A 15,024-nucleotide genomic window follows, 5' to 3' on the forward strand; every position below is an offset into this window, starting at 1 on the left:
GCGTTCTGGGTTCGCCAAGCGCGCACGCGCAGGCTCAGATCCCGTAGACCGACACCTCTGTGGCCTTCACGCTGAAGGTGACCGCGCTGCCCTGCACCAGCTCCAGGTCGGCCGCCGCCTGCACCGTCACGTCGGCGACCAGGTCGCCCGCGTGCACCCGGACCAGGTCGCCGCGAGGCTCGACCTCCGAGACGACGACGAGGAAGGTGTTGCGGGGGCTGCCGCGGACCTTCTCGCGGTAGACCGCGACGGCCTGGGGCCGGAACGCGGCGATCACCGCGTCGCCGATCGAGGGCGCCTCGCCCTCGATGAGTCCGTGCACGACCAGCTGCTCGGCCTCCACCGCGTCGTCGCGCCAGGTGCCCCGCACCAGGTTGAGCCCGGCCAGCCGGGCCCCGAAGGCACTGCGAGGGCGAGACAGCACGTCCTTGCTGACGCCCTCCTCGACGACCCGGCCCGCCTCCAGCACGACCACGCGGTCGGCGAGCAGCAGGGCATCGAGCGGGTCGTGGGTCACGATGACCGCCGTGCGATCGGCCAGCACCCGCCTGAGCACCTGTCTCAGGGAGGGCTGGACGGTGACGTCGAGGGCGGCCATCGGCTCGTCGAGCAGCAGCACCCGCGGGTCCGCCGCGAGCGCACGGGCGACCGCGACCCGCTGTGCCTGCCCACCGGACAGCTCTCCGGGACGCCGTCGGCCCAGCTCGCCGACCCCGACCGCCTCGAGCCAGCCCTGCGCCTCGGCCCTCGCCGTACGCCGGTGCGTACCGCGGCTGCGCGGACCGAAGGCGACGTTCTCCAGGGCGTCGAGGTGGGGGAAGAGCAGCGCATCCTGTCCGAGCAGAGCAGTACGTCGGGCATGGGGCGCCACCATCCGTCCGGAGCTGCCGGGGCCGATGTCGGTGAGCACCTCCCCGTCGATCGACACCCGGCCCGTGTCGGGACGGACCAGGCCGGCCAGGACGCCGAGCACCGTGGACTTGCCGGACCCGTTGGGGCCCAACAGGGCCACGGTCTCGCCGGCAGCGACCCTGAGTGCTGCGCCGACATCGCGCTCGGCTGTGAAGAACTCGACCTCGACGCTCACACTGCCCCTCGCCCCTGTCGTGCGAAACCGATGACCAGCACGGCGAAGACGAGCAGCACCAGTGCGAGTGCGACGGCTGCATCCGGGTCGGTCTCGCGCTGCAGGTAGATCTCCAGGGGCAACGTGCGGGTGCGACCCTGCAGGCTGCCCGCGAAGGTGATGGTGGCCCCGAACTCGCCCAGCGCCCGCGCGAACGCCAAGACCGCGCCAGAGACCAGCCCGGGCAGCACCAGTGGCAAGGTGATCCGCCGGAACACCGTCGTCGGGGAGGCCCCGAGCGAGGCTGCCGCGACCTCGTAGCGGTCGCCGGCGGTCCGCAAGGAGCCTTCGAGGCTGACCACGAGGAACGGCAGCGCCACGAACGTCTGCGCCATCACGACCGCGATGGTCGAGAAGGCGATCTGGATGCCCATGGCGTCGAGCGACTGACCCAGCAGGCCGCGGCGCCCGAACGTGTAGAGCAGGGCGAGGCCACCCACCACCGGTGGCAGCACCAGGGGCAGCAGCACCAGCGACCGGAGCACGCCGAGGTAGCGGAAGTCCCAGCGTGCGAGCACCATCGCCATCGGAACGCCGAGCACGATGCAGGCCGCGGTGCTGGCCAGTGAGGTACGCAGGCTGAGCCAGAACGCCGCTCGTGAGTCCTCGGAGGTGACCAGGTCGAGGAAGCTGGGCCAGTCGACCTTGGCCACCACGGCCACGAGCGGCAGCAGGACGAACGCCGCACCCACGAGAGCCGGGAGGTAGACCCACCGGGGCAGGTCGACCGGGCGCTGCTGCTTCACTCGGCTCTACCTATCACTGGACCTGCCTCCGGAGCCCGCTCATCCGGCCGGCGCGAAGCCGGCATCGGCCAGGATCTGCTGACCCTCGGCGCTCATCACGAGGTCGACGAAGGCCTGGGCCAGGCCGGAGCTGTCGGAGCTGTCGGGGCTGTCCCGGTCGCTCGCGTCCTTCAGGGCCGCGATGGGGTAGGTGTTGACGGCCTCGGCCGACTCGGCGAACGCGATGCCCTCGACGTCATCCCCCGCGGCGATGACGTCGGTGACGTAGACCAACCCCGCGTCGGCCTCGCCCGAGGTGACCTTGGCGAGGACGTCGGTGACCGACTGCTCCTCGCTGACAGGCGCGATGTCGACCCCGGTGGCCTCCTCGACCTTCACCGCCGCCGCCCCGCACGGGACCTCGGGTGCGCAGACCACCACGTTGAGGCCCGCCTTGGCGAGGTCGGCGAACGACCTCACAGCGCCCGGGTTCCCCGGCGGCACCGCGATCTCGAGCGTGTTCGTCGCGAAGTACTGCGGATCAGCGGCCTGGAGGTCCTCGCCGGTCAGCTTGTCCATGTTGGCGGTGTCGGCCGAGGCGAACACGTCGGCCGGGGCGCCTTCCTGGATCTGGGAGACCAGGTCGGAGGAACCGCCGAAGCTGAACTCGACCGTCACGCCGTCGTGCTGCTTCTCGAACTCGGCCCCGATGGCCTCGAAGGTCTGGGTCAGCGACGCGGCGGCGTACACGGTCAGCGTGGTGCCCTCGTCGCCCGACGCCCCGCTGCCGTCGTCACCGCCACAACCGGCAGTCAGGCAGACGCTCAGCACTGCAGTGGCCAGGAGGGCCCGCCGAGGACGCGACGACATGCTGCGTATCGAACCACATCGCCTAGGCAATACCTAGGCAGCGCTCGTCAGTCGGAGACCTCGACGATCACGTTGGTCGACTTGATGACGGCCGTCGCGGGCTTGCCGACCTCCAGCCCGAGCTCGTCGGCGGCCTCGCGACTCATCAGCGAGACCACCCTGAACTCCCCGCACACCATCTCGACCTGGGCCATGACCCGGTCCCGGGTGATCCCGACCACGATGCCGTGGAACCTGTTGCGAGCACTCGAGGTCCGCTCGGGTCCGCTGGCCGACGCCGTGAGAGCGGCCAGCTTGTCGGCGCGCAGGACGCGCTGGCCGCCGCGGCGCTCGAACTCGACGGTGCCGCTGGCCTCCCAGCGACGCAGGGTGTCGACGCTGACGCCCACTGCCTGGGCGACCTCGCCGATCCGAAGGTAGTCGGCCACCCGCCGATCCTAGGCCCTCGCTACAGTCGTCCCGGCCGGACAGAGAGTGCGGCCGCCCAGCGCCTCGACCGCGGCTGCGGGCCTTGACGAGGAGTCGATACATGAAGGTCGGAGTCCCGAAGGAAGTCAAGAACCACGAGTACCGGGTGGCCATCACGCCGATCGGCGTGCACGAGCTGGTCAGCCACGGGCACGACGTGTACATCCAGCAGGGTGCGGGGGTCGGGTCCTCCATCAGCGACGACGAGTACGTCGGCGCTGGCGCCACGATCGTGTCGACGGCCGAACAGGCCTGGGGCACCGACGGCGGCATCGACATGGTGTTGAAGGTCAAGGAGCCGGTCGCGGAGGAGTACGACCGGATGCGCGAGGGTCTGACGCTGTTCACCTACCTGCATCTGGCCGCCGACAAGCCGCTGACCGAGGAGCTGATCAACCGCAAGGTCACCGGCATCGCCTATGAGACGGTGCAGCTGCCCTCGGGTGGGCTGCCGCTGCTGTACCCGATGTCGGAGGTCGCGGGCTGCCTGGCACCTCAGGTCGGCGCCTACTCGCTGATGAAGGCCCAAGGTGGCCGCGGTGTGCTGATGGGTGGGGTCGGCGGTGTGGCCAACGCCAAGGTCGTCATCATCGGCGCCGGCGTCTCCGGGCAGAACGCCGCGAACATCGCGCTGGGCATGGGCGCCGATGTGACGCTGCTCGACACCGACCTCGACAAGCTGCGGATGTCGTTTTGGCGCTACAACAACCGGGTGCACGGCCTGGCCTCCTCCCGGCTGACGCTCGAGCAGCAGGTCCTGGAGGCCGACATGGTGATCGGCGCGGTGCTGATCCCGGGTGCGGCCGCGCCGAAGCTGGTCTCCAACGAGCTGGTCTCGCGGATGAAGCCGGGCTCGGTGCTGGTCGACATCGCCGTGGACCAGGGTGGCTGCTTCGAGGACACCCACGCGACCACGCATGCGGACCCGACCTACCAGGTCCACAACTCGATCTTCTACTGCGTGGCCAACATGCCCGGCGCGGTGCCCAACACCTCGACCTACGCCCTGACCAACGCGACCATGCCCTACGCCGTCGCGCTGGCCGACAAGGGCTGGCAGCAGGCCTGCCGCGACGACCACAGCCTCGCGCTGGGTCTCAACACCCACGCCGGACAGCTCACCAACGCACCCGTCGGCGAGGCGGTCGGCATCGAGGCGGTCGACCTGGCCTCGGCGATCGGCTGAGCCAGGAGGACACGGTTGGCCGAACCCGGACTGGCGGTCCGCACCTATCTCGACCACCTGTCGGTCGAACGCGGGCTGGCGGCCAACACGCTCTCCTCCTACCGGCGCGACCTGCGCCGCTACCTGCAGCACCTCTCCGGTCGGGGCATCGAGGACCTCGACCGGGTGGACGAGGCGACGGTCACGGCGTTCCTGGTGGCGCTGCGTGAGGGCGACCAAGAGCATCCGCCGCTGAGCTCGACCTCTGCGGCGCGCACGGTGGTCGCCGTACGCGGCTTCCACAAGTTCGCGGTCAGCGACGGCCTGGCCGTCGCCGACCCAGCGGCGGGGGTGCGCCCTCCGCCACCTGCCAAGCGGCTGCCCAAGGCGCTGCCGCTCGCCGACGTGGAGGCGATCCTCGCGGCGGCCGGCGCGCCCGCGACGGCTCTGGCGATGCGCGACCGAGCCCTGCTCGAGGTGCTCTACGGCACCGGCGCGCGCATCTCCGAGGCGGTAGGGCTGGACATCGACGACCTCGACACCGTCGAGCGCACCGTGCTGCTGCGCGGCAAGGGCGGCAAGGAGCGCATCGTGCCGGTGGGCTCCTACGCCGTCGGGGCCGTCGGCGACTACCTCACCAGCTCGCGTCCCGGCCTCGTGGCCGCGGGCAAGGGCACGCCTGCGCTGTTCCTCAACGCCCGGGGCGGACGGCTGTCGCGGCAGAGTGCGTGGACGGTCCTGGTCAGGGCTGCCGAGCGGGCCGGTGTCACCACCGATGTCTCGCCCCACACGTTGCGTCACTCCTTCGCCACCCACCTGCTCGACGGCGGCGCCGACGTACGCGTCGTGCAGGAGCTGCTCGGCCACGCCTCCGTGACGACCACCCAGGTCTACACGCTGGTGACCGTGGACAACCTGCGCGAGGTCTTCGCGACCGCTCACCCCCGGGCGCGCTGACCGACTTCGGCGTACCGGCCTGCTGTTGAATAGGGCGAGTGTCCGCGCCTGTGCCTCGCCTCCAGGTGCCTGACGAGCACGATGCCGACACCCTCTACCTCACCATCGCCGAGTGGGTGGGGGAGCAGGGGCTGACGCTGTACCCCCACCAGGACGAGGCGCTGCTCGAGCTGCTCTCCGGCAACAACGTGGTGCTGGCGACGCCGACGGGCTCCGGCAAGTCGCTCGTCGCCACCGGGGCGCATCTGGCTGCTCTTGCCGAGGGGCGCGTGTCGTTCTACACCGCACCCATCAAGGCGCTGGTCAGCGAGAAGTTCTTCGCCTTGTGCGAGGTCTTCGGCGCCGACGACGTCGGCATGCTGACCGGCGACGCGAGTGTCAACGCCGACGCCCCGATCATCGCCTGCACCGCCGAGGTGCTGGCCAACATCGCTCTGCGTGAGGGCACCAGGGCAGATGTCGGCCTGGTGGTCATGGACGAGTTCCACTACTACGGCGAGCCCGACCGCGGCTGGGCCTGGCAGGTCCCGCTGCTGGAGCTGCCGCAGGCCCAGTTCCTCCTGATGTCGGCGACGCTCGGCGACATGTCGGAGATCGCGACCGACATGACCGTCCGCAACGGCCGCGAGACCGCGGTCGTCGCCGATGCCGAACGACCGGTGCCGCTCAGCTTCAGCTGGTCTCTCGAGGCCCTCGACGACACGGTCGAGGAGCTGGTGACGACAGGTCAGGCGCCGGCGTACGTCGTGCACTTCACGCAGGCGGCGGCGATCGAGCACGCGACCCGGCTGCTGGCCGCGAGGCTGCCGGCACCCGACAAGGAGGCGATCGCCGCCCAGATCGGGGCCTTCAGGTTCGGCGTCGGATTCGGCAAGACCCTGCAGAAGCTGGTGAAGGCCGGGATCGGCGTGCACCACGCGGGCATGCTGCCGAAGTACCGACGGCTGGTGGAGACGCTCGCGCAGGCGGGTCTGCTGACCGTCATCTGCGGCACCGACACCCTCGGCGTCGGCATCAACGTGCCGATCCGCACGGTGCTGTTCACCGGCCTGGCGAAGTACGACGGGAACCGGCAGCGGGTCCTCAAGACCCGCGAGTTCCTGCAGATCGCCGGGCGGGCCGGGCGCGCGGGCTTCGACACCGCGGGGTACGTCGTGGTGCAGGCACCCGAGCACGTCATCGAGAACGAGCGAGCCAAGGCGAAGTCCGAGGCCAAGAACGCCGCGCTCCGTGAGCAGCAGAAGGTCAAGCGGAAGTCCAAGCCCCAGCTGAGGAAGCCGCCCGAGGGCACCATCGTGTGGACCGAGCAGACCTTCGACAAGCTGGTCGCCGGTGAGCCCGAGCGCCTCACGTCACGGATGCGCGTCGACAACGCCATGCTCGTCAACGTCTTGTCGCGCCCGGAGGACGCCTTTCCCGTCATGCGCCGCCTGCTCATGGACAACCACGAGCCGCGCCGCCAGCAGCTGCGGCTGGCCCGCCGGGCACTGCGGTTGACCCGCTCGCTGGTGCGCTCCGGCACGGTGACCCGGCTCGACGAGGTCGACGAGCACGGACGGCGCTACGTACTGACCGTCGACCTGCCCGAGGAGTTCGCCCTCAACCAGCCGCTCGCGCACTTCGCCCTGGCCGCCTTCGACGTGCTCGACCCCGAGGTGCCGAGCTACGCCCTCGACGTGGTGAGCGTGGTGGAAGCCGTGCTGGAGGGCCCGCGCCAGGTGCTCTTCGCCCAGCAGCACGCCGCGCGTGGCGAGGCGATCGCCGAGATGAAGGCAGACGGCATCGAGTACGAGGAGCGGATGGCTCTGCTGGAGGACGTCACCTGGCCGCAGCCACTCGCCGAGCTGCTGGAGGCGACGTACGCGATGTACCGGCAGACCCATCCGTGGTTGCCAGAGGACGCGCTCGGCCCTAAATCCGTGCTCCGCGAGATGTGGGAGCAGGCGATGGGGTTCACCGACTTCGTGCGCCGCTACCAGCTGTCGCGGTCCGAGGGACTGGTGCTGCGCTACCTCAGCGACGCCTACCGCACACTGCGCCAGACCGTGCCCGACGCCCATCGCTCGCCGGAGCTGGAGGAGATCGTGGAGTGGCTGGGGGAGACCATCCGCCAGACCGACTCCTCGCTGATCGACGAGTGGGAGGCGCTCACCCATCCCGACGAGGTGCTGGGTCACCGAGACGAGCCGCCACCTCCGCCACGGCCGTTGTCGGCACAGGAGCGGGTGCTCACCGTGATGGTGCGCAACGCGATGTTCGCCAGGGTGAGTGCGTGCGCTCGCGACGACCTCGACGCCCTGCTGCGGCTCGAGCGGGCGGCCGCCGACCACGGCGACCCGCCACGTGAGGTGGTGATGACCAGGTCGCGGTGGGACGAGGCGCTCGAGGCCTACTACGCCGAGCACGACACGATCGCGACCGACGCCGACGCGCGTGGCCCGGCGTACTTCTGGCTCGGCCCGGCGGAGGAGGCAGAGCCGCCAGGGGCGGGGGAGGGCGTGGTCGCCCGCGTGCGGAAGGTACGTCAGACGCTGGCCGACCCCGCCGGTCACCGGGACTGGGTGATCGAGGCGACGGTCGACCTCGACGCCAGCGACGAGGCGGGCGAGCTGGTGCTCGCCGCGACCGCGCTCAGAAGCCTGGGCGACCCGACTGACGCCGACTGACGCGCGCACAAGTTGTGACACCGGTCACATGGGACCTTCGGCAGGTGTCGCCAGTGCTGGCAAATCTCGCCCAGCACTAGCGTCGAGCCGACTCGGGGCATCCCGCACGGTTGAGGAGGCGTTGCGATGTCGATGTTCAGCTGGAAGGTCGTGCACGGCGGGAAGACCCCGCCGCCCGGCGAGGCAGTCGCCCCCGACGAGCGGCTCTCGTGGCCACGCACCATCGGGTTCGGGGCCCAGCACGTGGTGGCGATGTTCGGAGCGACGTTCGTCTTCCCGATCATCATGGGCCTCAACGCCAACCTCGCGATCATGATGAGCGGCATCGCGACGATCTGCTTCCTGCTGATCGTCGGCGGCAAGGTGCCCAGCTACCTCGGCACCTCGGCGTCCTTCGTCGGTGGTGCGTCCGCGATCTACGCCCAAAGCGGCGGGCCCGAGGACGTGACGGGCGCGATCCTGGTCTCAGGCGTCGTGCTGGCCGCGGTCGGCCTCCTCATCCACTATCTCGGCGCCGACGTGGTCAACAAGGTGCTGCCGCCCGTCGTGACAGGTGCTGTCGTGATGCTGATCGGCTTCAACCTCGCCGGCGTGGCCACCAACATCTATCTCCCAGCGGACCGTTGGATGGGTCTGATCGTGATGACGGTCGTCATCTTGATGGCCGTCGGACTGCGCGGGTTCCTCGGACGCATCGCGATCTTCCTCGGGCTCCTCCTCGGCTACGTGCTGTCGTGGCTGGCGGACCTGGTCTTCGACGGGAACCGCGTCAGCTGGCAGGGTGTCAAGGACGCCGACTGGATCGGGTTCCCCAAGCACACGACCGAAGGGCTGGTCGGCAACCAGGGCTCGCCCGACATCAACAACCTGGCAGCGGTCGGCTGGCACCTGCCGAGCTTCTCGATCACCTTCACGCTCCTGGCGCTGCCGGCCGTCATCGCCCTCGTCGCCGAGAACATCGGTCACGTCAAGGCCGTCGGTGAGATGACCGAGCGCGACCTCGACCCGGTCATCGGCAGGGCCGTCTTCGCCGACGGTGTCGGCACGGTCATCACCAGCTCGGTCGGTGGCTCGCCGACCACGACGTACGCCGAGAACATCGGCGTGATGGCGGCGACGCGCGTCTACTCGACGGCGGCGTACTTCGTGGCCGCCATCGTCGCCATCCTGCTCGGCGTGATCCCCAAGTTCGGCGCGATCGTGAACGCGACGCCGCCGGCCGTCCTGGGCGGCATCACACTCGTGCTCTACGGGATGATCGGCCTGCTCGGCGCCAAGATCTGGAAGGAGAACGGCGTCGACTTCGCCGACCCGGTCAACCTCGTGCCCGTGGCGGCCGGCCTGATCATGGGCATCGGCCTGGGCACCAACGGGTTCTTCGCGATCACCGACGACTTCACCCTGGGCGGCATCGCCATGGGCACCCTGATCATCGTGATCGGCTACCACCTGGCCCGCTTGGTCGCGCCCGGTCGCACGGATGAGGGGGCGGTCATCGCCGTCGGTCAGACCGGCGCCCACGAGGCCGACCACGCGCCTGGACACCGCGAGAAGTAGCCCGAACGGGCCAGAGCAGACCACCCGTTGGGGTCAGTTCCGTCGAAGCGTGAACAGAGGGGTCGCTGAGTCCCTAGCGTAAAGCGCCGGGGCATACCACATGCCCCGGACCGCTACCAGCCCCCGAGCTGTCGGCGGTTGCCCGAACCTCGCGTCCAACCCCCCGGGGGCCAGATGTTCTCCAAGCGCAGCGCCGCGGCTTCAGCGAAGCCTGCCCCAATGGGTTCCCCGAAGAAGGGTGCCCCGAAGAAGGGTGCCCCCATGGGCATCCAGTACATGGGCACAACGGCGACCACGTCGACCACCAAGCCGAGCCGGGCCGAGAAGCGTGCCGCCAAGGCTGCTGCGAAGGCCGCCGAGAAGGCCGCCTCGCAGGTCAACGGCAAGGTCGGCAAGGCCGACCGCCTGGCCGCCGCCCGCGCCGCGGCCGCGGCCAAGACCGAGAAGATGTCGGTCAAGCGCTTCGGCTCCAAGAAGGACGACAAGTCCAACGAGCGCGGCTGGGACAAGCCGGTCTACGCCCCTGGCCAAGAGCCGTCGAAGTGGAACGTCTCGGAGTGGTCGCTGCGCCGCAAGGTCGCACTCGTGCTGGCCCTGCCGGTCATCGTGGCTGCCGCCTTCGGTGGTCTGCGTATCAACACCGAGCGCCAGCTGGCCGCCAACTACGCCGCCAGCGCCTCGCAGGTCACCGTGCTCGGCCCCGCGGTCGACTACCTCGCCGCAGCCGAGCGAGCAGCCGCCATCGCTCGGGTGGTCGGCATCAACGACCCCAAGCTCGAGGACGCCAAGCGCGCCGTGGTCGAGGCCGGCACCAAGCTGGTCGAGGCCCGAGACCGCGCCGACCTCACCCCGGCCCAGCTGCGTCAGGTCAACGACGTCATCTCGCTGAGCGAGCAGCTGCGAAGCGGCATGGCCTACGTCAGCATCACCTCGATGGTCTCGCAGGTGCGCCAGCTCGAGCGAGGCATCACCCAGACCATCTCCACCATCCTCGACGAGCAGACGCGGCAGGAGCCGTCGCTGCTGATCCTGGCCCAGGCCCTCGACGGCCGGCTCTCGCTGTCCTTGCAGGAGATCCAGGTCGGCAACGGCAAGTCCGACGCCAGCCCGGTCGAGCTCTACCGCGAGTTCGGTGTCGAGCTGGCCTCGATCGACCGGCTCGCCATCGCGCTCGGACAGACCGACGCCCGCGTGCTCGAGATCCGGCAGGCCAACGCCCAGCGGATCGCCAACGCCCAGCAGATCGTCAAGGACGGCAAGGGGACCCTCAAGGTCACCGAGGCGAGCTACGACTCCTACGACGTGCTCATCGACGACCTGCTCACCGACGTCGACAACAGCCTGGCCGCATCGGCGCGCAACGCCAAGGTGCTCACCTGGGTCGACTCGCTCATCATCGGCCTGGCCCTGCTGGCCGCGATCATCTTGGCCCTGATGGTCTCGCGCCTGATCCTGAACCCGATCCGCCGCGTGCGTTCGGGCGCCCTCGAGGTTGCGCACGAGAGGTTGCCCGAGGCCGTCGCCCGGATCCGTGCGGGCGAGGACCCGGGTGAGATCGTCCCGATCGCCGTCTCGACCCACGAGGAGACCGGCCAGCTGGCCAGGGCGGTCGACGACCTGCACCGGCAGGCGGTCAAGCTGGCCTCGAACGAGGCCGGACTGCGTGCCCAGGTCGGTGACATGTTCGTCACCCTCTCCCGCCGCAACACCTCCCTGATCAACCAGCAGCTCAGCCTCATCGAGACGCTGGAGAGCGACGAGGAGGACCCGAACCGCCTGGAGAGCCTGTTCCGGCTCGACCACCTGGCCTCGCGGATGCGCCGCAACGCCGAGAGCCTGGTCATCTTGTCCGGTGCGCCGACCCGCGCGACCGAGCAGGACGACCTGTCGCTGACCGACGTACTGCAGGCCGCGATCGCCGGTGTGCAGGACTACAAGCGGGTCCAGCTCGACGCCGCGCCCGCCCAGCGGGTCAGTGGCGAGGCTGCCCCCGACGTGGTGCACCTGCTGGCCGAGCTGGTCGACAACGCGCTGTCCTACTCCCCGCCGAGCTCTCGGGTCCTGGTGACGTCCTCGTTCACCCGAGGCGGCGTGGTCGTTCAGGTGACCGACGCCGGGCTCGGCATCGCCGAGGACGCCCTCAGCGAGCTCAACGAGAAGCTGCGCGCCGGTGGCGAGGTCAACGCCGACACCGCCCGCCGCATGGGCCTGTTCGTGGTCAGCCGGCTCGCCCGCCGTCACGGCCTGACGGTCCAGCTGGACCACAACGACCGGATGGGCATCACTGCGACGGTCTTCTTGCCCACGAGCGTGCTGTCCGACACCGCGCGGCTCGAGGCGGGCACCGGCGGTGCACAGGTGATCGAGCTGGGCGCGCCGACGGCCGAGTCCGACACCGCCTACTCCGGGTACTCCGAAGACTCCGAGTACTCCGGGTACTCCGGGTACTCAGGGAACTCCGGGAACTCCGACGACGACGGGTACGTCGACGCCGACTCCGACCACGACACCGAGGCCGGCTCCGGGTTCGAGCAGAGCGCCGACATCGTCGCCTTCCGGCCCGAGCCGGAGCCCGAGCCGGAGGCTGAGCCTGAGCCGGAGGAGTTCGACCCCATCACCGCGGCCATCAACGCCTACGGCCTGCCGCAGCGTCGCCCCGGTGCGACGGGCGCGGGCACCCTCGGAGCGCCGGTCTCCATGGGCGGCGGGTTCTTCGACCGCGTCGAGCCCGACGAGTCCCTGCCGCAGCTGCCCGCACCGTCTCAGGCTGAGCTCGCCGCCGACCCGGTCCTGGCCGAGACCGACGACGACGACCGCGTACCGATCGCCCTCGGCCCGGTGGCCGATGAGGTCGTCGTCGAGGACGAGGTCGTCGCTGACTCCCACGAGGACGGGGCCGCCGGCGACGAGGGCCACGACGCAGAGCTGCCCCCGGTGGCCGACCTCCCCCTGCCCGGCACCGAGCCCTTCGAGCCGCCTGCGGCCGAGCACAGCAACGGCAACGGGAAGGTCAACGGGAAGGTCAACGGCAAGAACTCCAACCTGGCCGCACGCCTGCACAGCCTGGCTGCCGCTGCGCGCAACAGCAGCGAGCCCATCGTCGAGCCAGACGAGGAGCCTGTCGCAGAGCCTGTCGCAGAGCCTGTTGCAGAGGCTGTGCCCGAGCCCGCCGAGGAGCTGGCAGCCGAGGTCGCTCCCGACCGGGCCCCGGTCGCCGACGAGGAGCTCGTCGAGGAGCCCGCAGCCGAGCTCGTCGAGGAGCCCGCAGCCGAGCTCGTCGAGGAGACAGACACGGCACACGAGGCCGACGAGATGGACGTCACCGACCACGAGTCGCCCGACGAGTCGCCCGACGAGTCGCCCGACGGGTCGCCCGACGAGTCGCCCGTGGTGGACGACCTGTCCCACCTGCCTGCGGCCTGGGCGGTCACGGCGGACGACGCCGTAGCCGGCACGCCCGTCGCGGTACCTCAGGCCGAGACTCCTCAGGCCGACACCCCTCAGGCCGAGACCCCTCAGGTCGAGGCGGGTCCGCTCGACGCCCCGTTGGACCTGCCCGCGGCCTCGACGGCAGCGTCGATGGACGAGGACGAGACCCCGATCTTCCGGTCGCTGCGGTCCAACTGGCTCAGTGCCGACACCGGTGAGCGCCCCTGGGCCGACACCGAGGTGGACGCCGGTTGGGACGCCGCCCGACAGGTCGAGTCGACCCCGCCCACGCGGCGTACCGAGACCGGCCTGCCGATGCGCCGACCCGGCAACCGGCTGATCCCGGGCGGAATCTCGGCCCCGGCACCCGTCCAGACCGTGCGTGACCCGGACGCCATCCGGGCGCGGCTGGCGGCTCACGCCGCTGGCGTCTCACGCGGCCGTACTGCGGCCGTCACAAGTCAACCCAGCCCCTCCACACAGGAAGCGGACCCCGCATGACCGAGAGCCTCCGATTCGGAGCCCCTGTGCCCAACGACGCCGAGCGCGAGCTCGACTGGGTGGTCACCAAGTTCGTCGACGACGCCCCCGGCGCCGCGCACGCGGTGCTGGTCTCGGCCGACGGCCTCCTGATGGCCGCCAGCGCCCGCCTGCCCGGCGAGCGGGCCGAGCAGGTGGCGGCTGTCGCCTCCGGCCTGGCCAGCCTGGCTGTCGGTGCCGCGCGCCTGTTCGAGGGCGGCGCGGTGATGCAGACCGTCATCGAGATGGAGAAGGGCTACCTGCTGCTGATGAGCGTGGGCGACGGTTCGCACCTCGCCGTACTGACGCAGGACTCCGCCGACATCGGCCAGGTGGGCTACGAGATGGCCCTGCTGGTCGAGCGCGTCGGCCGGATGATTCAGGCCCAGGCCCGCAACCTCACAGGCGTCTGAGAGGCCGACAGCCATGTCCCTGATCGAACCGGACCCCTGGGGCCGGTACTCCGACGAGGAGCCGGCCGCTCGGATCGTCCGCCCGTACACCATCACTGCCGGGCGAACCAAGAGCACCGTCGACCTCCCCATGGAGGCGACCTTGGTGCTCGACCCCTCCGCCCTGCAGCGCGAGTGGGGGAGCGACGCCCAGGGCCGAATCGTCGAGATCTGCGACCGCAAGTCGGTCGCCGAGGTCTCGGCGGCGGTGAAGATGCCGATCGGCGTCGTCCGCGTGGTGCTCGGCGACCTCGTGGAGCAGGGATACGTGGCGGTGCAGGCCACCTTGAACGACAGCTCGTCTCGAGATGAGCGCTTGGATCTGATCGAAAGGACCCTCCGTGGACTTCGCGCGTTCTAACGCCGGCGGCCGCGCCACAGCCTCCACCAAGATCGTGGTGGCGGGTGGTTTCGGCGTCGGGAAGACGACCCTGGTGGGCTCGGTCTCCGAGATCAAGCCGCTGCGCACCGAGGCACTGGTGACCAACGAGTCGGAGGGAGTCGACGACCTCGACGCCGTCCCGACCAAGGCGACGACCACCGTCGCCATGGACTTCGGCCGCATCACGCTGGCCGAGGACCTCGTGCTCTACCTCTTCGGGACTCCCGGCCAGCGCCGGTTCTGGTTCATGTGGGACGACCTCTGCCGCGGCGCCATCGGTGCGATCGTGCTGGTCGACACCCAGCGTCTCAACGAGGCGTTCTCACCGTTGGACTACTTCGAGGCCAAGGGCATCCCGTTCATCGTGTGCGTCAACGAGTTCGAGGGCGCCCAGAAGTACGCCGTGGAGGAGATCCGCGAAGCGCTCGCCCTGCCGCACGAGGTGCCGATCATGACCATCGATGCCCGCGACCGGGACTCGGCCAAGTCGGCCCTGGTCCGGGTCACCGAGTTCGCCCTCGAGGAGCTCACCAAGACTGCCGCCGCCGTCCGGTAGAACGACCCCAAGACGGCACCACGACAAGGGTCGTGTGCCTGTCGCAGCGCTCTGGCGCCGCCTCAGGCACACGACCTTGTTGCTTGTCGGCCCTCCACACCCTCCTCCACAGGCAGGCGTGAGCCTGTGCAACTGACCGGGGCCGACTGCAC

Annotated in this window: 12 protein-coding genes; 8 read left to right on the forward strand and 4 right to left on the reverse strand. The window is 70.2% G+C overall.

What is annotated here, in order from left to right; genetic code table 11:
- Positions 1 to 34: 34 nt before the first annotated feature.
- The 4 genes from ISU10_RS12390 to ISU10_RS12405 are packed head-to-tail and all read right to left on the reverse strand — an operon-like array spanning position 35 to position 3,149.
- Positions 35 to 1,087: a sulfate/molybdate ABC transporter ATP-binding protein gene (locus ISU10_RS12390; protein WP_194696717.1), complete on the reverse strand. Its 1,053-nt coding sequence runs from the start codon at positions 1,085 to 1,087 to the stop codon at positions 35 to 37.
- On the reverse strand, positions 1,084 to 1,872 hold the full coding sequence (locus ISU10_RS12395; protein ID WP_194696718.1) for an ABC transporter permease: 789 nt from the start codon (positions 1,870 to 1,872) through the stop codon (positions 1,084 to 1,086). Before ISU10_RS12395 ends, ISU10_RS12390 begins: the two co-directional genes overlap by 4 nt.
- Positions 1,873 to 1,911: 39 nt before the next feature.
- On the reverse strand, positions 1,912 to 2,721 hold the full coding sequence (gene modA, locus ISU10_RS12400; RefSeq protein WP_194696719.1) for a molybdate ABC transporter substrate-binding protein: 810 nt from the start codon (positions 2,719 to 2,721) through the stop codon (positions 1,912 to 1,914).
- A gap of 47 nt (positions 2,722 to 2,768) precedes the next feature.
- Positions 2,769 to 3,149 carry a TOBE domain-containing protein gene (locus ISU10_RS12405; protein ID WP_194696720.1) on the reverse strand — a complete coding sequence of 127 codons (381 nt, stop codon included), beginning with the start codon at positions 3,147 to 3,149 and terminating at the stop codon, positions 2,769 to 2,771.
- A 101-nt stretch (positions 3,150 to 3,250) separates the two neighbouring features.
- Between ISU10_RS12405 and ald the strand changes: the two genes are divergently transcribed.
- From ald to ISU10_RS12445, 8 genes are all read left to right on the forward strand, one after another.
- Positions 3,251 to 4,375, forward strand: coding sequence for an alanine dehydrogenase (ald, locus tag ISU10_RS12410; protein WP_194696721.1), 1,125 nt, complete (start codon positions 3,251 to 3,253; stop codon positions 4,373 to 4,375).
- A gap of 15 nt (positions 4,376 to 4,390) precedes the next feature.
- Positions 4,391 to 5,311, forward strand: a complete 921-nt coding sequence (gene xerD, locus ISU10_RS12415) for a site-specific tyrosine recombinase XerD (RefSeq protein ID WP_194696722.1) — start codon at positions 4,391 to 4,393, stop codon at positions 5,309 to 5,311.
- A gap of 50 nt (positions 5,312 to 5,361) precedes the next feature.
- Positions 5,362 to 7,977 (forward strand): DEAD/DEAH box helicase, encoded by a 2,616-nt coding sequence (locus tag ISU10_RS12420; RefSeq protein ID WP_194696723.1) that lies wholly within the window; start codon positions 5,362 to 5,364, stop codon positions 7,975 to 7,977.
- 126 nt (positions 7,978 to 8,103) lie between these two features.
- Positions 8,104 to 9,534: a uracil-xanthine permease family protein gene (locus ISU10_RS12425; RefSeq protein WP_194696724.1), complete on the forward strand. Its 1,431-nt coding sequence runs from the start codon at positions 8,104 to 8,106 to the stop codon at positions 9,532 to 9,534.
- Between the two features lie 261 nt (positions 9,535 to 9,795).
- Entirely contained in the window at positions 9,796 to 13,464 is a 3,669-nt protein-coding gene (locus ISU10_RS12430; protein WP_194696725.1) for an ATP-binding protein, read from the forward strand.
- Positions 13,461 to 13,895, forward strand: a complete 435-nt coding sequence (locus tag ISU10_RS12435) for a roadblock/LC7 domain-containing protein (RefSeq protein WP_194696726.1) — start codon at positions 13,461 to 13,463, stop codon at positions 13,893 to 13,895. Before ISU10_RS12430 ends, ISU10_RS12435 begins: the two co-directional genes overlap by 4 nt.
- Positions 13,896 to 13,908: 13 nt before the next feature.
- Positions 13,909 to 14,295 carry a DUF742 domain-containing protein gene (locus tag ISU10_RS12440; protein ID WP_194696727.1) on the forward strand — a complete coding sequence of 129 codons (387 nt, stop codon included), beginning with the start codon at positions 13,909 to 13,911 and terminating at the stop codon, positions 14,293 to 14,295.
- Complete coding sequence (locus ISU10_RS12445; protein ID WP_194696728.1) at positions 14,276 to 14,872, forward strand: GTP-binding protein; 597 nt, start codon at positions 14,276 to 14,278, stop codon at positions 14,870 to 14,872. Before ISU10_RS12440 ends, ISU10_RS12445 begins: the two co-directional genes overlap by 20 nt.
- Positions 14,873 to 15,024: the final 152 nt, after the last annotated feature.

The organism is Nocardioides agariphilus, from assembly GCF_015352445.1.
In the GTDB taxonomy this organism is placed as follows: domain Bacteria; phylum Actinomycetota; class Actinomycetes; order Propionibacteriales; family Nocardioidaceae; genus Nocardioides; species Nocardioides agariphilus.

What these genes read in the sequence shown, in the direction of transcription:
- modA (WP_194696719.1), bottom strand. Translation starts at nt 2,721, where the DNA reads ATGTCGTCGCGTCCTCGGCGGGCCCTCCTGGCCACTGCAGTGCTGAGC.
- ald (WP_194696721.1), top strand. Translation starts at nt 3,251, where the DNA reads ATGAAGGTCGGAGTCCCGAAGGAAGTCAAGAACCACGAGTACCGGGTG.
- ISU10_RS12425 (WP_194696724.1), top strand. Translation starts at nt 8,104, where the DNA reads ATGTCGATGTTCAGCTGGAAGGTCGTGCACGGCGGGAAGACCCCGCCG.
- ISU10_RS12430 (WP_194696725.1), top strand. Translation starts at nt 9,796, where the DNA reads ATGGGCATCCAGTACATGGGCACAACGGCGACCACGTCGACCACCAAG.
- ISU10_RS12435 (WP_194696726.1), top strand. Translation starts at nt 13,461, where the DNA reads ATGACCGAGAGCCTCCGATTCGGAGCCCCTGTGCCCAACGACGCCGAG.
- ISU10_RS12440 (WP_194696727.1), top strand. Translation starts at nt 13,909, where the DNA reads ATGTCCCTGATCGAACCGGACCCCTGGGGCCGGTACTCCGACGAGGAG.